18 protein-coding genes are annotated in these 16315 nt (G+C 72.7%); 10 read left to right on the plus strand and 8 right to left on the minus strand.

Going from position 1 to position 16315, the window contains the following annotated elements:
* The first annotated feature begins 29 nt into the window (after positions 1-29).
* The gene (locus ACFYX3_RS31100) at positions 30-308 is read left to right on the plus strand and encodes a type II toxin-antitoxin system Phd/YefM family antitoxin (protein ID WP_376584189.1); all 279 of its coding nucleotides are present in this window, start codon (positions 30-32) and stop codon (positions 306-308) included.
* Positions 309-399: 91 nt separating this feature from the next.
* On the opposite strand, the gene ACFYX3_RS31105 is transcribed toward ACFYX3_RS31100, so the two are convergent.
* Positions 400-1398, minus strand: a complete 999-nt coding sequence (locus tag ACFYX3_RS31105) for an ABC transporter permease (protein WP_389020403.1) — start codon at positions 1396-1398, stop codon at positions 400-402.
* Positions 1399-1535: 137 nt separating this feature from the next.
* On the opposite strand from ACFYX3_RS31105, the gene ACFYX3_RS31110 reads away from it, so the two are divergent.
* The 8 genes from ACFYX3_RS31110 (at position 1536) to ACFYX3_RS31145 (ending at position 8533) form a co-directional block, all read left to right on the plus strand.
* On the plus strand, positions 1536-2168 hold the full coding sequence (locus ACFYX3_RS31110; protein ID WP_389020406.1) for a TetR/AcrR family transcriptional regulator: 633 nt from the start codon (positions 1536-1538) through the stop codon (positions 2166-2168).
* 163 nt (positions 2169-2331) lie between these two features.
* Entirely contained in the window at positions 2332-2634 is a 303-nt protein-coding gene (locus ACFYX3_RS31115; RefSeq protein WP_030686168.1) for an urease subunit gamma, read from the plus strand.
* A gap of 14 nt (positions 2635-2648) precedes the next feature.
* Complete coding sequence (locus tag ACFYX3_RS31120; protein WP_376584196.1) at positions 2649-2990, plus strand: urease subunit beta; 342 nt, start codon at positions 2649-2651, stop codon at positions 2988-2990.
* Complete coding sequence (locus ACFYX3_RS31125) at positions 2983-4704, plus strand: urease subunit alpha (protein ID WP_389020411.1); 1722 nt, start codon at positions 2983-2985, stop codon at positions 4702-4704. Before ACFYX3_RS31120 ends, ACFYX3_RS31125 begins: the two co-directional genes overlap by 8 nt.
* The gene (locus tag ACFYX3_RS31130; RefSeq protein ID WP_385661149.1) at positions 4704-5369 is read left to right on the plus strand and encodes an urease accessory protein UreF; all 666 of its coding nucleotides are present in this window, start codon (positions 4704-4706) and stop codon (positions 5367-5369) included. Before ACFYX3_RS31125 ends, ACFYX3_RS31130 begins: the two co-directional genes overlap by 1 nt.
* A gap of 25 nt (positions 5370-5394) precedes the next feature.
* Positions 5395-6072: an urease accessory protein UreG gene (gene ureG / locus ACFYX3_RS31135; protein ID WP_376584201.1), complete on the plus strand. Its 678-nt coding sequence runs from the start codon at positions 5395-5397 to the stop codon at positions 6070-6072.
* Entirely contained in the window at positions 6069-6812 is a 744-nt protein-coding gene (locus tag ACFYX3_RS31140) for an urease accessory protein UreD (protein ID WP_389020647.1), read from the plus strand. The genes ureG and ACFYX3_RS31140 overlap by 4 nt, the downstream gene beginning before the upstream one ends.
* A gap of 143 nt (positions 6813-6955) precedes the next feature.
* Positions 6956-8533 carry an alpha/beta hydrolase gene (locus tag ACFYX3_RS31145; RefSeq protein WP_389020416.1) on the plus strand — a complete coding sequence of 526 codons (1578 nt, stop codon included), beginning with the start codon at positions 6956-6958 and terminating at the stop codon, positions 8531-8533.
* A gap of 89 nt (positions 8534-8622) precedes the next feature.
* On the opposite strand, the gene ACFYX3_RS31150 is transcribed toward ACFYX3_RS31145, so the two are convergent.
* The gene (locus ACFYX3_RS31150) at positions 8623-9657 is read right to left on the minus strand and encodes an NAD-dependent epimerase/dehydratase family protein (protein ID WP_389020419.1); all 1035 of its coding nucleotides are present in this window, start codon (positions 9655-9657) and stop codon (positions 8623-8625) included.
* A gap of 85 nt (positions 9658-9742) precedes the next feature.
* A complete protein-coding gene (locus ACFYX3_RS31155) occupies positions 9743-10432 on the minus strand; it encodes a lysophospholipid acyltransferase family protein (protein WP_376584206.1) in 690 nt (229 codons plus the stop codon).
* Positions 10433-10511: 79 nt separating this feature from the next.
* Between ACFYX3_RS31155 and ACFYX3_RS31160 the strand changes: the two genes are divergently transcribed.
* Complete coding sequence (locus ACFYX3_RS31160; protein WP_389020423.1) at positions 10512-11522, plus strand: DUF3048 domain-containing protein; 1011 nt, start codon at positions 10512-10514, stop codon at positions 11520-11522.
* A gap of 10 nt (positions 11523-11532) precedes the next feature.
* On the opposite strand, the gene ACFYX3_RS31165 is transcribed toward ACFYX3_RS31160, so the two are convergent.
* The 5 genes from ACFYX3_RS31165 to ACFYX3_RS31185 form a co-directional block, all read right to left on the minus strand.
* Positions 11533-11733 carry a hypothetical protein gene (locus ACFYX3_RS31165; protein ID WP_376584210.1) on the minus strand — a complete coding sequence of 67 codons (201 nt, stop codon included), beginning with the start codon at positions 11731-11733 and terminating at the stop codon, positions 11533-11535.
* Positions 11734-11962: 229 nt separating this feature from the next.
* Positions 11963-12913 carry a cytochrome c oxidase assembly protein gene (locus tag ACFYX3_RS31170; RefSeq protein WP_116162273.1) on the minus strand — a complete coding sequence of 317 codons (951 nt, stop codon included), beginning with the start codon at positions 12911-12913 and terminating at the stop codon, positions 11963-11965.
* Positions 12914-13015: 102 nt separating this feature from the next.
* Positions 13016-14041 (minus strand): 6-phosphofructokinase, encoded by a 1026-nt coding sequence (locus ACFYX3_RS31175; protein ID WP_116162275.1) that lies wholly within the window; start codon positions 14039-14041, stop codon positions 13016-13018.
* Between the two features lie 158 nt (positions 14042-14199).
* Entirely contained in the window at positions 14200-14928 is a 729-nt protein-coding gene (locus ACFYX3_RS31180) for a type 1 glutamine amidotransferase (protein WP_382658148.1), read from the minus strand.
* Positions 14929-14947: 19 nt separating this feature from the next.
* A complete protein-coding gene (locus ACFYX3_RS31185; protein WP_116162279.1) occupies positions 14948-16195 on the minus strand; it encodes a MurT ligase domain-containing protein in 1248 nt (415 codons plus the stop codon).
* Between the last annotated feature and the right edge of the window lie 120 nt (positions 16196-16315).

Raw genomic sequence — 16315 nt, forward strand, 5'->3', positions numbered from 1 at the left:
CAGGACGTACAGGCCGTAAGATGAGGAGCATGACCTACGAGATCCCGGTGACGCAAGCGCGGGCTGAGCTCGCCGACCTCATCAACCGCGTCGTCTACGGCGGCGAGCGCGTCGTCGTCACCCGGCACGGGAAGCCGCTCGTCGCCCTGGTCTCCGCCGCTGACCTGGAAGAACTCGAGGCGGCGGAGAAGCCTGCCGACGAGCAGGTGGTCAGCTCGCTCTCCGGGCTGCACCCGGTCGACTCCGCTCCCGGCGAACAGCGCCGCTTCGGCATCGCCGCCCACCACCAGGGGCCCGGCGCCTCCTGATCCCGGAGGCGAAAGCCCCGCGGCAAGCGAAAAGCCGCGCACCCCCCGTCCGCTGCAGCGGGGGTGCGCGGCCGTCTTCGGGTGAGGGGCCTCAGCCCGCCGGCACCGGCGCGGGCTCCGTCGAAGGGGCCGCCTCCGCGCGGCGCCGCGCGCCGAACGCGGTCGCGGTCAGTCCTGCCACCGCCCAGAGGGAGAGGACGAGGAGCGGGCCGCCCGCCGCCGCGCCGTCGAAGGCGGAGACGGACCGCAGGGCCGAGCCCCCGGCGCCCGGCGGCAGCCACTGGCCGAGCGCGCCCACCCCGGTGGGCAGCAGCTCCGGCGCGCTCGACATCCCCGAGAACGCGTTGCCGAGCAGGATCGTCAGGGCGGCCCCGAGTCCGAAGCCGGGCTTGCCGAGCAGCGTCGCGAGCCCCGCGAAGGACGAGCCGATCGCGAGGACGGTCAGGCCGAGGACCCCGGCCTCGGCCCACCAGTCACCGGTCAGCGCGCCGAGCCAGCTGTCGGCGAGCGCCGCGCCCACGAGTCCCGCGAGCGCCGCCGCGCCGACCAGGGTCGCGACCGCCCCGGCCCCGCGCAGGCCGAGCAGCACGGTGGCGACCCCGGTGGCCGCCCCGACGAGGGCGAGGGGCAGCAGGCTTGCGCCGAGCACGGCGCCCCGGGGGTCGCCGGCCGGTGCGGCGACCACGTCCGTGACCGGGACCGGTGTCCCCGCCGGGGCCTGCGCGGTCACGGCCTCGCGCAGCAGCCCGGCCACGACGGGGCTCCCCGCGGAGGCGGTGAGGAGCTCCGTACCGCGCGGGGTCACGACCACGGCTCCGTATACATCGCGGTCCTCGATCGCGGCCCGGGCGGCCCCGGCGTCCTCGTAGCGGTGGATCTCGAAGGCCCCCTCGTGCCGGCCGAGCTGCCGCTCCACCGCGTCGGCCGCGACGGCGGGCCCGGCCACGCCGATCGGCAGGTCGCGAGGGGCGATGCGCGCGGCCGGCCAGGCGAAGACCGCGAGGGCGAGGGCGGCGACGACCGGTATCAGTACGAGCACCGCGAGGGTTCTGCGCCCCGCGGCGGCCGAGGGGGCGGTGGCGGCGGACATGACGGCCTCGATTCGAAGAGAGGAGATCCCCCGAGAATGGGGACTCCAAAGAGAAGGATCGTTCGTTTTACGTCGGCCTCAACGTGCGCCGCCGTCCGGAAGTTGTCAAGAATGAACATTCGTTTTAGGTTCTCCCCATGGCACGTGTCTCCCAGGAACACCTCGACGCCCGCCGGCGCCAGATCCTCGACGGCGCCGCTCGCTGCTTCGCCCGCAACGGCTTCCACGCCACGTCCATGCAGGACGTGCTCGCCGAGGTGGGCCTGTCCGCGGGTGCGGTCTACCGCTACTTCCGCGGCAAGGAGGAGCTGATCGCCGCCATCGCGGCCGAGGCCTTCGCCGGCATCCGGGGAGCCTTCGAGGAGGCGTCCCGCGCCACCCCGCCGCCCACGCCCGACGTCCTCCTCGGCGCGGTGCTCCGGCTCTTCCTGGAGGAGCGGATCGAGGGCGCCGACCGGCAGGCCTTCGCGCGCCTGATCATCCAGGTCTGGACGGAGACCCTGCGCAACGAGGAGCTGGCCACGACCCTCTCCGAGGGCTACGACGGGATGAGGGTCGCGTGGACGAGGCTCGTGACCGCCTACCGGGAGAACGGCCTCCTCCGCGCCGACGTCCCCGCCGACCACGTGGCACGCACCCTCATCGCCACCGCCCAGGGTTTCATCGCCCAGCAGGCGCTCTTCGGCGACGTGGCGGTCGAGGTCCTGGAGGACGGGCTGCGTGGCCTGATGTCGATGTCCGCGCCGGGGGAGACCGAGCTGATCGGATGATCATAAGAACGCAAAGGCCGAGTTAACGAGCCGGAAAAACTTCCGCCCTAACGTGCAATCTCTGGCCGTCCGCCGCATCTCCGCAGTTCAACAGAGTGTTGACGGTCGGTAGGGTCCCCAGCTGTCCGGGTCCCGTCCCGGTCGACGACTGTGAGGTGGAAGAGTGCAACTGAGCCCGCACGAGCAGGAACGCCTGCTCATCCATGTGGCGGCCGACGTGGCCGAGAAGCGCCGGGCCCGCGGTGTGCGGCTCAACCACCCCGAGGCCGTCGCGCTCATCACCTCCCACATCCTGGAAGGCGCCCGGGACGGGCGGACGGTCGCCGAGCTGATGGCCTCCGGGCGCAAGGTGCTCACCCGCGACGAGGTCATGGACGGCATCCCGGAGATGATCCACGACGTCCAGGTCGAGGCCACCTTCCCGGACGGCACCAAGCTCGTCACCGTCCACGACCCCATCGTCTGAACGGGCGGCCGCCGATGATCCCCGGAGAGATCCTGTACGCGGACGGGCCCGTGACCCTCAACGAGGGGCGCCCCGTCACCCGCCTCACCGTCCTCAACGCCGCCGACCGGCCCGTCCAGGTCGGCTCCCACTACCACTTCGCCGAGGTCAACCCCGGCCTGGACTTCGACCGCGCCGCCGCCCGCGGGCAGCGGCTGCACATCGCCGCCGGGACCGCCGTCCGCTTCGAACCCGGCATCCCCGTCGAGGTCGAGCTCGTGCCGATCGCCGGCCGCCGGATCGTGCCCGGCCTGCGCGGCGAGACCGCGGGCCCCCTCGACATCCCCGCAGACCACAAGGACGGCGTCCGTGCCTGACCTCCACCGCGCCGTCTACGCCGACCTGTTCGGCCCCACCACCGGCGACCGCATCCGGCTCGCCGACACCGACCTGCTCGTCGAGATCGAGGAGGACCGCTGCGGCGGCCCCGGCCGCGCCGGCGAGGAGGCCGTCTTCGGCGGCGGCAAGGTCGTCCGCGAGTCCATGGGCCAGGCCCGCACCACCCGTGCCGAGGGCGCCCCCGACACCGTCATCACCGGCGCCGTCGTCATCGACCACTGGGGTGTCGTCAAGGCGGACATCGGCATCCGGGACGGCCGGATCACCGCCCTCGGCAAGGCCGGCAACCCCGACACCATGGACGGCGTCCACCCCGACCTCGTCATCGGCCCCGAGACCGAGATCATCGTCGGCAACGGCCGTATCGTCACCGCCGGGGCCGTCGACACCCACGTCCACTTCATCTCGCCGACCGTCGTCGAGCAGGCCCTCGCCACCGGCGTCACCACCCTCGTCGGCGGCGGCACAGGACCCGCCGAGGGCACCAAGGCGACCACGATCACCCCCGGCCCCTGGCACATGGCCCGGATGTTCGAGGCCCTGGACACCTTCCCCGTCAACATCGGCCTGCTCGGCAAGGGCAACACCACGTCCCGGGAGGCCATGCACTCCCAGCTGCGCGGCGGCGCCCTCGGCTTCAAGATCCACGAGGACTGGGGCGCCACCCCCGCCGTCATCGACGCCTGCCTGGGCGTGTGCGAGGAGACCGGCGCCCAACTGGCCATCCACACCGACACCCTGAACGAGGCGGGCTTCGTCGGCGACACCCTCGCCGCCATCGCCGGCCGCACCATCCACGCGTACCACACGGAGGGCGCCGGCGGCGGGCACGCCCCCGACATCATCACCGTCGTCTCCGAGCCGCACGTCCTGCCCAGCTCGACCAACCCGACCCGGCCGCACACCGTCAACACCATCGAGGAACACCTCGACATGCTGATGGTCTGCCACCACCTCAACCCGGCCGTCCCCGAGGACCTGGCCTTCGCGGAGTCCCGCATCCGGCCCTCCACCATCGCCGCCGAGGACGTCCTCCACGACCTGGGGGCCATCTCGATCATCTCCTCCGACTCCCAGGCCATGGGCCGGATCGGCGAGGTGATCATGCGGACCTGGCAGACCGCCCACGTCATGAAGAAGCGCCGCGGCGCCCTGCCCGGCGACGGCCGCGCCGACAACCACCGGGCCCGCCGCTACGTCGCCAAGTACACGATCAACCCGGCCGTCGCCCAGGGCATGGGCCACCTCGTGGGCTCCGTCGAGCCCGGCAAGCTCGCCGACCTGGTCCTCTGGGAGCCCGCCTTCTTCGGCGTGAAGCCGCTCGTCGTCGTCAAGGGCGGCCAGATCGCGTACGCGCAGATGGGCGACGCCAACGCCTCCATCCCCACGCCCCAGCCCGTCCTGCCCCGCCCGATGTTCGGCGCGCTCGGCCGGGCCGCCGCGGCCGGATCGGTCAACTTCGTCGCCCAGGCGGCGATCGAGGACGATCTGCCCCGGAAGCTCGGGCTGCACAAGGAGTTCGCCGCCATCGGCTCCACCCGGCGGGTCACCAAGGCCGACATGCGCGAGAACGACGCCCTGCCCCGGGTCGAGGTCGACGCCGACACCTTCTCGGTGACCATCGACGGCGAAGCGGTCGAACCGGCGCCCGCCGCCGAACTCCCCATGGCCCAGCGCTACTTCCTCTTCTGATGACCATGCGCTCGGCTCTCCTCGTGCTCGCCGACGGGCGTTTCCCCGCCGGCGGGCACGCCCACTCGGGCGGCGCCGAGGCCGCCGTCAAGGCCGGCCGCCTCAAGGACGCCGCCGACCTGGAGTCCTTCTGCCGCGGCCGGCTGCACACCACCGGCCTCACCTCGGCGGCGCTCGCCGCCGGGGCCGCGCACGGACTCGACCCGTACGAACTCGACGCGGCGGCGGACGCCCGTACGCCCTCGGCGGCCCTGCGCGCCGCCGCCCGCAGGCTCGGCCGCCAGCTGATGCGGGCCGCCCGCGCCACCTGGCCGAGCCCCGAACTCGACGCGCTGGCCGCCGCGTTCCCGCGCGGCGCCCACCAGCCCGTCGTCCTCGGCACCGCCGCACGCGCCGCCGGACTCGGGCCCGAGGACGCGGCGCACTGCGTCGCGTACGAGACGGTCGGCGGCCCGGCGACCGCGGCCGTCCGCCTCCTCAGCCTCGACCCCTACCAGGCCACCGCCGTCCTCGCCCGCCTCGCACCCGAGATGGACCAGGTCGCCGAGCGCGCCGCCGCGGCCGCCCGGCAGGGCGTCGACGCCCTGCCCGCCGCCTCCGCGCCGCTGCTCGACCTCACCGCCGAACAGCACGCGGCCTGGCCGGTGCGCCTCTTCGCGTCGTAGCCCGCAGAACCCCTCAGGAGCCCCCATGCACCTCGACCACACCCACACCCACCACGGCGCCGTCTCCGCCGACGCCCACCGGCCCGACGGCACCCGCCGCGCCCTGCGCATCGGGCTCGGCGGACCGGTCGGCTCCGGCAAGACCGCCACCGTCGCCGCACTCTGCCGCGACCTGCGCGACACCCTCTCCCTCGCCGTCGTCACCAACGACATCTACACCCGCGAGGACGCCGAGTTCCTGCTCCGCAACGCCGTCCTGCCGCCCGAGCGCATCCAGGCCGTGGAGACCGGCGCCTGCCCCCACACCGCCATCCGCGACGACATCTCCGCCAACCTCGAAGCCGTCGAGGACCTGGAGGACACCGTCGGACCGCTCGACCTCATCCTCGTCGAGTCCGGCGGCGACAACCTCACCGCCACCTTCTCCAAGGGGCTCGTCGACGCCCAGATCTTCGTCATCGACGTGGCCGGAGGCGACGACATCCCCCGCAAGGGCGGCCCCGGCGTCACCACCGCCGACCTCCTCGTGATCAACAAGACCGACCTCGCCCCGCACGTCGGCTCCGACCTGGAGCGGATGGCCCGCGACGCGAAGGAGCAGCGCGGCGAACTGCCCGTCGCCTTCACCTCCCTGCGCGGCGAGAGCGGCGTCGCGCCCGTCGCCGACTGGGTCCGGGCGCAGCTCGCGGCATGGACCGCGTGAGCCTGCGCGCCACCGCCCGGATCGCCGCCGACGCCGACGGCGGGCTGCCGCTCCTGGTGAGCGACGGCCCCCTCGCGCTGCGCCGCACCCGGGCCGCGGGACCGTACACCAGGGTCACCGTCGTCGGCGCGATGAGCGCCCCGCTCGGCGGCGACCGGCTGGCGATCGAGACCGAGGTGCGCGACGGGGCCCGGCTCCTGGTCGACTCGGCCGCCGCCACCCTGGCCCTGCCCGGCCCGAGCGCCGACCCCGCCGCGTACGACGTGCGGATCTCCGTCGGCGAGGGCGCGGTCCTCCGCTGGCTGCCCGAGCAGCTCGTCTCCGCCGCCGGCTCGCGCCTGAGGATGCGCACCACCGTCGACCTGGCGCCCACGGCCCGTCTCGTCCTGCGAGAAGAACAGGTCCTCGGCCGGCACGGCGAAGCACCGGGCACCCTCACCACCCGGCTCACCGTCCGCCGCGCCGGCCGCCCCCTGTTCGACCAGGAGCTGGCCTTCGGCCCCGGCGCGCCCGGCGGCTGGGACGGCGGCGCGGTCCTCGGCGGCCACCGGGCCACCGGCCAACTCCTCGTCGTCGACCCGGCGTTCGCCGACAAACCGGTGGAGGCGCGGCTGTGCGGCGAGAACGCCGTGGTCAGCCCGCTCGCCGGACCCGCCGCACTCGTCACCGCCGTCGCCCCGGACGCGCTCGCGCTGCGCCGGCTCCTCGACGCGGCCTTGTCCCAACTCGCCCCGTTCTGACCCTTCCCCAAACCTGTACCGCTCAGCGGTACACCGTTCACCGGTTATTGGTTTGGCAAAGGAACAGGTGTACGCCCTTTCATCGGGAGCCCCAAGGACGAAAGGATCCCCCGGACACACAGACTCCTTCAGGGGGAGGACCATTGAGACGCACAGCAGTGCTCGGCTCCGCCGGCACTCTGATAGCGGGCACGCTCATGGCGACCGCGCTCGCTGCGCCGACGGCCGGCGCCGTCACCGGCCAGGACCGTAACGACGAGGCGCGCGGCGCGGCCATCGCCGCCGAGCGCGCCGCGAAGGCCGGCATCGACTGGCAGGACTGTCCTGCCGACTGGGGCTTCGCCGCGCCCATCCAGTGCGGCTGGGTCACCGTCCCGGTCGACTACGCCAAGCCGAACGGCAAGAAGATCAAGCTCGCCGTGGACCGCGCCGTGTCCACCGGCACCCCGGCCGAGCGCCAGGGCGCGCTGCTCTACAACCCCGGCGGCCCCGGCGGTTCCGGCCTGCGCTTCCCGCGCCGGGTCACCACCAAGAGCCCGCTCTGGGTGAACACCGCGAAGGCGTACGACTTCGTGGGCTTCGACCCGCGCGGTGTCGGCCACTCGGCGCCCATCTCCTGCGTCGACCCGACCGACTTCGTCAAGGGCCCGAAGCTCGACCCGGTCCCGGACACCGAGGCGGACAAGCTCGCCCAGCGCAAGCTGGCCGCCGAGTACGCCAAGGGCTGCGCCGAGAAGAGCGGCGACATGCTGCCCTACATGACGACGCGCAACACCGCCCGTGACCTCGACGTCATCCGGGCCGCGCTGGGCGAGAAGAAGCTCAACTTCATCGGTGTCTCCTACGGCACCTACCTGGGCGCCGTCTACGGCACGCTGTACCCGAACCACGTGCGCCGCATGCTGGTCGACAGCGTGGTCAACCCGGAGAAGAGCAACATCTGGTACCAGGCGAACCTGGAGCAGGACATCGCCTTCGAGGGTCGCCTCAAGGACTGGATGACCTGGGTCGCCCAGAACGACGCCACCTTCCACCTCGGCGACACCCTGGCGAAGGTCCAGCAGCAGTGGGTGACCCTGCGCGCCGCCGCCAAGAAGGAGCCCCTGGGCGGCAAGGTCGGACCGGCCGAGCTCATCGGCTTCTTCCAGAGCGCGCCGTACTACGACTCCTCGTGGGTCCCGGTCGCGCAGGCCTGGAGCGCGTACGCCGCGGGTGACCCGCAGCCGCTGATCGACGGCGCCGCCGCCGACCTCACGGACACGGCCGGCAACATCGCGTCGGAGAACGGCAACGCCGTCTACACCGCCGTCGAGTGCGCCGACTCCGCCTGGCCGACGAACTGGAACAAGTGGGACCTGGACAACTCCCGGCTCCACGAGCAGTACCCGTTCATGACCTGGGCGAACGCCTGGATGAACCTGCCGTGCGCCACCTGGTCCGCGCCGCAGCAGAAGCCGACCCAGGTCAAGACCGGCAAGGGCCTGCCGCCGGTGCTCATCGTCCAGTCCGAGCGTGACGCGGCGACGCCGTACGCCGGCGCGGTCGAGCTGCACAAGCGCTTCAAGGGCTCGCGTCTCATCACCGAGAAGAACGCGGGTTCGCACGGCGTCACCGGTCTGGTGAACCCCTGCATCAACACCAAGGTCGAGACGTACCTGCTCACCGGCAAGGTGGACAGCCAGGACGTGACGTGCGAGCCGCACGCCACGCCCAAGCCGTAACACCCGCACCACGGTGAAGGGGGGGCGGTCGCCACACGGCGGCCGCCCCTCCGCGCGTCGGTGCCTGCGCGTCGGCGTCCGCGCCTGGGTCAGCGCGACGCGAGCCAGGCGTCCTCGGCCGCGTAGTCGAACCAGTCCTGCCCGTACTTGGCGAGGTTCGGGAACGCCTCGAGCCACCCCCGGCCCGCGAGCCGCTCCGCCAGCCACTCCACCGTCGCCGGCAGCGACTCCGCGTACCCCACCACCGGCCGGTAGCCCAACTCCCGCTCCGCCGTCGCCATGTCGTACACGATCGGCGCGTCCAGGCCCCACGGCGTCTCACCCACGACGCCCACCGGCGGCGGCCCGTCCACGAGCACCAGCTCGCTCTCCACGCCCACGACCGCGTCCACCGCCGCGGAGATCTCCGCGACCGTCGGCGCCTCGGAATCGGCGGCGTTCAGCACGCGCGTGCCCGGCCGCGCCGCCGCGAGCCGGATCAGCTCGGCCAGGTTGTCCACGTGCGACGGATGGAACCGCGACAGGCCGCCGTACGCGAGCACCCGCACCGGCCGTCGGTCGAGCGCCCGCTTCACGAAGAACAGCTCGCGCGGCGACCGGCAGTGCGGGCCGTGGATCGCGCCCGCCCGCAGCAGCGTCGTCGGCAGCAGCTCCCCGGCCGCCGTCAGCGCCTGCTCCAGGGCGACCTTCCGCGTGCTGTACGTGCTGTCGCCCGGTGCCACCGTCGCCAGCGACTCGGGGATCGGCACCGGGTAGCGCGGAAAGCCGTCCGGCCGGTCCTGGGTGTCGAAGCTGCGGCCCTGCTCGTCCTCGTACACCGCCCCGCTGGAGATCACCACCGCCGAGCCGATCCGGTCCGCGAGACCGGTCAACTGGGCGGCGTGCCCGGCGTCGTACGCCACCACGTCCACCAGGACGTCGGTGCCCTCGCCGAGCGCCGACGCCAGCGCACCCTCCTCGTTCCGGTCGAGCCCGACCGACCGGACCTCCGCCGGCCACCCGTCGTCCCCGGCGCCGCCCCGGGAGGCGGCCGTCACCTCCCAGCCGTCCGCGACGAGCGCCCGCACGGCCGCCCGCCCCACCTGTCCCGTCGCACCCAGCACGAACACGTTTCCCTTGGTCATGAAGGGGACGCTACGGGTGCCCGGGGCGGCGGCCCAGGGGATTGCGCCGTGCGCGGATCCGCCCTCAGCGTCCCCCGCGCGGGAACTATTCGGAGGGCCCGGACTCCGCGGCCTTCACCACCGCCGCGTACTCGTCCACGTACTCCTGACCCGACAGCCGCAGGATCGCGTACATGATCTCGTCCGTCACCGCGCGCACCACCGCCCTCTCACCCGCCGACCCGGCGAACCGGGAGAAGTCCAGCGGCTCCCCGAACCGGATGGTGACCCGACGGATCCTCGGCACCACCTTCCCCGGCGGCTGGATCTCGAAGGTCCCCACCATCGCGCACGGCACCACGGGGACCCCGGCGGTCAGCGCCATCACCGCCACCCCGACCTTGCCCTTGTAGAGCCGTCCGTCGTGCGAACGCGTCCCCTCGGGATAGATCCCCAGCAGCTCGCCCCGGCCGAGGACGCCGAGCCCCTCCCGGATCGCCGCCTTCCCGGCCTCCTTCCCCGACCGGTCGACCGGAATCTGCCCGGCGGCCCGGAAGAACGCCGCCGTGAGCCGGCCTTTCAGGCCCGGACCCGTGAAGTACTCCTGCTTCGCGAGGAAGGTGATCCGCCGGTCGAGCACGACCGGCATCAGGAAGTGGTCGGAGAAGGAGAGGTGATTGCCCGCGACGATCGCGGCCCCCTCCTCCGGTATGTGCTCGAGCCCCTCGATCCTCGGCCGGAACAGCAGCTTGAGGAGCGGCCCGAGCAGGACGTGTTTCATCAGCTGGTAGAACACGCGCGGCCCCCGTTCGTCGTTCCGTCACGCCCGTTGTATCCCCGCACGCGCGCGTGGTCCACTGGTGGGGGAGCGTCACATGACAGGCGAGCGCGGGGTCAGGCGCCCCGGCCGCGTCCTCACCGCGCTGCTGTGCGCGCTGACGGCGGCCGGGTTGTACGGCTGCTCCGGCTCGGGCCCGTCGGAGCCAAGCCCCAGGCCGACCACCGCGCCCGCCACCCCCGCCACCCCCGCCACCGGGATCTCACCCTTCACCGGGCTGCCCGCGAAGCCGGCCCCCGTCCTCGCCGTGAAGATCGACAACGTGCCGGCCGCCCGCCCCCACACCGGACTCGGCGCCGCCGACCTCGTCTACGTCGAACAGGTCGAGGGCGGGGTCACCCGGCTCCTCGCCGTCTACTCCTCCCACCTCCCCGGCCTCACCGGCCCCGTCCGCAGCGCCCGCGAGTCCGACATCGCCCTGCTCGGCGACTTCGACCACCCGGCCCTCGCCTACTCCGGCGCCCAGACCGCCCTGACCCCGCTCCTCCGGGCCGCGCCCCTCGACCTCCTCACCGAGAGCTCGGCACCCCAGGCCTTCCGGCGCTCCGCGCAGCGACCCGCCCCGCACAACCTCTACGTGAGCCCCGGCCGCGCCCTCGCCGCCGCACCCGGGGCCGGCGACGCCCGGGACATCGGCCTCCGCTTCGGGCCCGCGCCGCCCGGCGGCACCCCGGTCACGACCTCGACCGTCCGCTACCCGGCGGCCCGCTACACCTTCACCTGGTCCCCCGCCGACCACGCCTGGCACGTGGCCATGGACGGCCGCGAGGCCCGCGCCACCGACACGGGCCCGCTCACCCCGGAGACGGTCGTCGTCCAGCACGTCACGATCCGGCCGTCCCGCTTCCACGACCGGTTCGGCTCGGTCTCCCCGTACAGCGAGACCGTCGGCAGCGGCACCGCCCTCGTCCTGCGCGACGGGCGGGCCCACGAGGCCCGTTGGTCCCGGCCCTCGGCCGGCTCCGGCACCACCTTCACCACCCCGGCCGGAGCGCCCCTGCCCTTCGCCCCGGGCCAGACCTGGATCGTCCTGGCCCCGCGCTCCTAGAGCCCGGCGGTCAGGACGTGGAGGCCGGCGGGCGGGGCGGGGGAGGGGGTGGTACGGAGCTGTCCGCCGCCGCCATCCCGATCGTCGACACGACAAGCAGCACCAGGCCGAACCAGAGCCAGCCGCTGCTGCCGAGCGCCACCGTGTAGGCCGTCGTCATCACCAGCGCGGCGCACGTCAGCACCGTCATCGTCTTCGTGGGACCGGACATCAGCCCGCCCTCCTCCCGACCGAGGCCACGGAAGCCGTCCAGCCCATCGTGACCCCGCGAGAGGGGCGCGCGCTACTCCCTGGACGCTCCGGCGTGCGCCGGAACGCGAACCGGGTCCGGCGCCGCGAGCGGCACCGGACCCGGAAGGGACCGTGGATCCGAGATCCTGGAGTCGGATCCGAGATTCTGGATCCAAGATCCTGGATCCAGAATCTCGGATCCAGGATCGTCAGCTGCTCCGCCCCTGCAGCGACGCCAGATACGCGTTGTACGCCTCCAGCTCCTTGTCGCCGTCGCGGTCGGCGGCCCGGTCCTTGCGGACCGCCTGCCGCTGCTCGGAGTGGTACCACTGGTAGACCAGCGCGATCAGGACGAGCACGGACGGGATCTCGCTGAAGGCCCAGGCGATGCCGCCCGCGGCGGTCTGGTCGGCGAGGGCGTCGATGCCGAGCGAGGCCGGCGGGTTCTTGTACGACTCCACCATCGGCTGCGACGCCATCATCATCGCGATGCCGAAGAACGCGTGGAACGGCATGCCCGCGAACAGCTCCAGCATCCGCATCACGTACCCCGGCCGGTGCGGGCCCGGGTCCACGCCCATGATCGGCCAGAAGAAGACCAGGCCCACCATCAGGAAGTGCACCATCATCCCGATGTGCCCGGCCTTCGAGCCCATCAGGAAGTCGAAGAGCGGCGAGAAGTACAGCGCGTACAGGCTCGCGATGAACATGGAGATGGTGAACGCCGGGTGCGTGATCACCCTCATGTACCGGCTGTGCAGCAGCTTCAGGAGCAGCTCGCGCGGCCCCGTCGAGCCCCGGCCCGCCACCGGCAGCGCCCGCAGCGCGAGCGTGACCGGCGCGCCGAGGAGCAGCAGGATCGGCGAGAGCATGGAGATCACCATGTGCTGCACCATGTGCACGCTAAACATGACCATGCCGTAGTCGTTGAGCTTGGTGCACATCACCAGGGCGATGGTCAGCACGCCGACCGTGAAGAACACCGTCCGGCTGACGGGCCACGCGTCACCGCGCCGCCGCAGCCGCGCCACACCCCACCCGTACAGACCGAGCGCCGCCAGGCATCCGATCAGGAAGAAGAGGTCGGGAGAGAACTCCAGGCCCCGTCCCAGCGTGAACGGCGGCAGATCCGTGGTCATGCCGTGCCCGCTGTGATCCATTCGTACACTCCTGGAGCCCGATTCGCGCTTGTTGTCCGCACCAGACTAGAACCGCCCCCGGCCGCGACTGCGACCGGGGGCGGATGTGACGTACAGGAGTCGTCAGAGCACGCACTCCGCCTCTTCGTACCGGTCGGCCGGGACCGTCTTGAGGGTCTCCACGGCCTGCGCCAGCGGGACCATCGTGATGTCCGTGCCGCGCAGCGCGGTCAGCATGCCGAACTCGCCGCGGTGCGCCGCCTCGACGGCGTGCCAGCCGAAGCGGGTCGCGAGGACGCGGTCGTACGCGGTGGGGGTGCCGCCGCGCTGGACGTGGCCGAGGATGACCGGGCGGGCCTCCTTGTTCAGCCGGCGCTCCAGCTCGACGGAGAGCTGGTTGGCGATGCCGGTGAAGCGCTCGTGGCCGTAGATGTCGGTGCCGGCGGTCTTGAAGTCCATCGAGCCCTCGCGCGGCTTCGCGCCCTCGGCGACGACCACGATCGCGAACCGCTTGCCGGCCTCGAAGCGCTCGCCGACCCGGGCGGTCAGCTCGTCCATGTCGAAGGGGCGCTCGGGGACGACCACGGCGTGCGCGCCGGCTGCCATGCCGGAGTGCAGCGCTATCCAGCCGGTGTGGCGGCCCATCACCTCGACGACGAGGACCCGCTGGTGCGACTCGGCGGTGGTCTTCAGCCGGTCGAGGGCCTCGGTGGCGACGGTGACGGCCGTGTCGAAGCCGAAGGTGACGTCGGTGGAGGCGATGTCGTTGTCGATCGTCTTCGGGACGCCGACGATCGGGATCCCCGCCTCGGAGAGCAGGTTCGCCGCCTTGAGGGTGCCCTCGCCGCCGATCGGGATGATGGCGTCGAGCCCGAGGTCGGCGACGTGGCCCTTGGCGCGCTCGACGCCGCCGACGAGATGCGCGGGCTGGACCCGCGAGGAGCCGAGGATGGTGCCGCCCCGGGCGAGGATGCCTCCGACCGCGTCGAGGTCGAGCTTCCGGTAGTCACATTCCAGGAGGCCCTTCCACCCGTCGTGGAAGCCGATGACCTCGTCGCCGTGATCGACGACGGCGCGGTGCACGACGGAACGGATGACAGCGTTCAGACCGGGGCAGTCTCCGCCGGAGGTGAGCACGCCAATGCGCATAGCCCAAAAACCTTTGCAACGTGGGCCGACTCCCGGACCACGTCGTCCGGCTGGATCCCCGCCACCCTATCGCCGCAGGGTGGCGGGGCCGAACCGGATGTCCGCACAGTGGACAACGTACGTTCGTACGAGGGGCGAACAGCGGCCCCGAGGGTGACTCAGGCGGGCTGCGAAGCCGCCGCGATGCGCTCGGAGCGCAGCGCCTCGTACCAGCGGTCGTCGGTCGGCGGCAGCGCGTTCACGTCGAGGGCCAGCTTCAGGAGCAGGTCCGCGATCTGCGGGTTGCGGGCCATGACGGGGCCGTGCATGTACGTACCGAAGACGGTGTCGTTGTACGCGCCCTCGGTGCCGTCGCCGGTCCCGTTGCCGTTGCCGTAGACGGTCCGTGCGAAGGGCCGGGCCGTCGGGCCGAGGTGGGTGATGCCCTGGTGGTTCTCGAACCCGGTCAGCTGGGGGAGGCCCAGGCGCGGGTCGATGTCCGCGAGGACGTCGCCGACGCAGCGGGCGCCCTCGCCGCGGGTCGAGATCACGTCGATGAGCCCGAGGCCGGCCTCGCGCTCGCCGAGGTCGTTGATGAACTCGTGGCCCAGGATCTGGTACCCGGCGCAGACCGAGAAGATGATCGCGCCGTTCGAGGCGGCCCGGCTCAGGCCGCCGTCCCGCCGCAGCCGCTCGGCCGCGAGCCGCTGCGGACGGTCCTCGCCGCCGCCGATCAGGTAGATGTCGCCCGAGGTGGGGACGGGCTGGTCGCTGCGGACGTCGACGCGCTCGACGCTGAGGCCGCGCTGTTCCGCACGGCGCTGGACGACGAGGACGTTGCCCTGGTCGCCGTAGGTGCTGAGCAGGTCCGGGTAGACCCAGACCAGGCGCAGGCTGCTGTCACTCATGCTGCAAGTCCTCTACGGGTCAGTTGCCGACGCGGCGGCGGACGTCCTGGAAGGCGGTGTAGTTGGCGATCAGCTCGATCTGCCCGGGCGGGGCCATCGAGACGGCCTCGTCGAGCGTCTCGCAGACGCGGAAGTCCACGCCCGCGACCTCGAGCCGGACCGCGAGGTCCAGCTTCCGGTCGCCGATCACCATGATCGGGTGGCCGGCGAGCCGGCCGTAGTCCACGTCCCACAGCCAGGAGGTGTCCGTGCCGTCGGCGCCCCGCGCGTTGACCGAGAGGATCACCGGGGCGGGCGGCCCGTCGATGAGGGAAAACGTTTCGAGCCAGCCGGCCGGGTTCTTCGCCAGAAGCAGACGCAGGTCGCGGTTCTGGAAGGAGACCACGTCGTAGCGTCCGGCGACGGCCTGTACCTGGTACATGCGCTCCAGGGCCACCTGCGGCGGCACCCCGAAGACGGCGGCGACGGCGGCCGAGGTGGCGGCGTTCGCCTTGTTGGCGCGGCCGGGCAGCTGGAGCCGGATCGGCCAGGCCGAACCGTGCGGGTCGAGCACGTGGTCGCCGCTGAGCGCCCAGCTCGGCGCGGGACGGCGGAAGCCGCACTCGCCGCAGAACCAGTCGTCGCCCGGACGCTGCATCACACCGCCGCAGGCGGGGCACGACCAGGCGTCGTCCTTCCACTCCTGACCGGCGGCGACCCACACCACGTTCGGGGAGGAGGAGGCGGCCCACACGATCAGCGGGTCGTCGGCGTTGGCGATGACCACGGCCTTGGTGCCGTTGAGGCCCTCGCGCCACTTCTCGGCGAGCATCCGGGTCTCGGCGGCGCGGTCCAGCTGGTCGCGGGAGAGGTTCAGCAGCGCGATCGCCTTGGGCGTGGTGTCCCGGGCGACGCCGGCGAGGTACTTCTCGTCGACCTCGATCACGCCGAACTTGGAGTCCGTGCCGCCGGCCAGCGCCGAGGTGATGCCGGCGGGCATGTTGGCGCCGAGGGCGTTGGAGACCACGGGCCCGGCGGCGCGCAGGGCCTCCGCGATGAGCCGGGTCGTCGTCGTCTTGCCGTTGGTCGCCGACACCAGGACGACGTCCAGATGCTGCGCGAGCCGACCGAGCAGGTCGGGGTCGAGCTTGAGCGCCACCCGGCCGCCGATCACCGATCCGCTGCCGCGCCCCGCCGCACGCGACACCGCGGCCGCGGCCTTGCCCGCCGTCACGGCCAGCTTGGCGCGCGGCGACAGCGGCTCTGGATTACCGGGGTGTCCTGACATCGTTCTTGTTCCTCCTTGCGTCGGTCCGGGCTCAGCCTATCGAGATCCGGCCAGCAGCCCGAACAGCGGCACCGGCAAGCGACCGCACGAAACGTCGAGGTCACGGCGGACCGTACCCTT

This window comes from Streptomyces sp. NPDC002463, from assembly GCF_042889835.1.
Lineage (GTDB): Bacteria > Actinomycetota > Actinomycetes > Streptomycetales > Streptomycetaceae > Streptomyces > Streptomyces nymphaeiformis.

What these genes read in the sequence shown, in the direction of transcription:
- ACFYX3_RS31110 (WP_389020406.1), top strand. Translation starts at nt 1,536, where the DNA reads ATGGCACGTGTCTCCCAGGAACACCTCGACGCCCGCCGGCGCCAGATC.
- ACFYX3_RS31170 (WP_116162273.1), bottom strand. Translation starts at nt 12,913, where the DNA reads ATGGATCACAGCGGGCACGGCATGACCACGGATCTGCCGCCGTTCACG.
- ACFYX3_RS31175 (WP_116162275.1), bottom strand. Translation starts at nt 14,041, where the DNA reads ATGCGCATTGGCGTGCTCACCTCCGGCGGAGACTGCCCCGGTCTGAAC.
- ACFYX3_RS31160 (WP_389020423.1), top strand. Translation starts at nt 10,512, where the DNA reads ATGACAGGCGAGCGCGGGGTCAGGCGCCCCGGCCGCGTCCTCACCGCG.
- ureG (WP_376584201.1), top strand. Translation starts at nt 5,395, where the DNA reads ATGCACCTCGACCACACCCACACCCACCACGGCGCCGTCTCCGCCGAC.
- ACFYX3_RS31100 (WP_376584189.1), top strand. Translation starts at nt 30, where the DNA reads ATGACCTACGAGATCCCGGTGACGCAAGCGCGGGCTGAGCTCGCCGAC.
- ACFYX3_RS31185 (WP_116162279.1), bottom strand. Translation starts at nt 16,195, where the DNA reads ATGTCAGGACACCCCGGTAATCCAGAGCCGCTGTCGCCGCGCGCCAAG.
- ACFYX3_RS31180 (WP_382658148.1), bottom strand. Translation starts at nt 14,928, where the DNA reads ATGAGTGACAGCAGCCTGCGCCTGGTCTGGGTCTACCCGGACCTGCTC.
- ACFYX3_RS31150 (WP_389020419.1), bottom strand. Translation starts at nt 9,657, where the DNA reads ATGACCAAGGGAAACGTGTTCGTGCTGGGTGCGACGGGACAGGTGGGG.
- ACFYX3_RS31120 (WP_376584196.1), top strand. Translation starts at nt 2,649, where the DNA reads ATGATCCCCGGAGAGATCCTGTACGCGGACGGGCCCGTGACCCTCAAC.
- ACFYX3_RS31130 (WP_385661149.1), top strand. Translation starts at nt 4,704, where the DNA reads ATGACCATGCGCTCGGCTCTCCTCGTGCTCGCCGACGGGCGTTTCCCC.
- ACFYX3_RS31165 (WP_376584210.1), bottom strand. Translation starts at nt 11,733, where the DNA reads ATGTCCGGTCCCACGAAGACGATGACGGTGCTGACGTGCGCCGCGCTG.
- ACFYX3_RS31105 (WP_389020403.1), bottom strand. Translation starts at nt 1,398, where the DNA reads ATGTCCGCCGCCACCGCCCCCTCGGCCGCCGCGGGGCGCAGAACCCTC.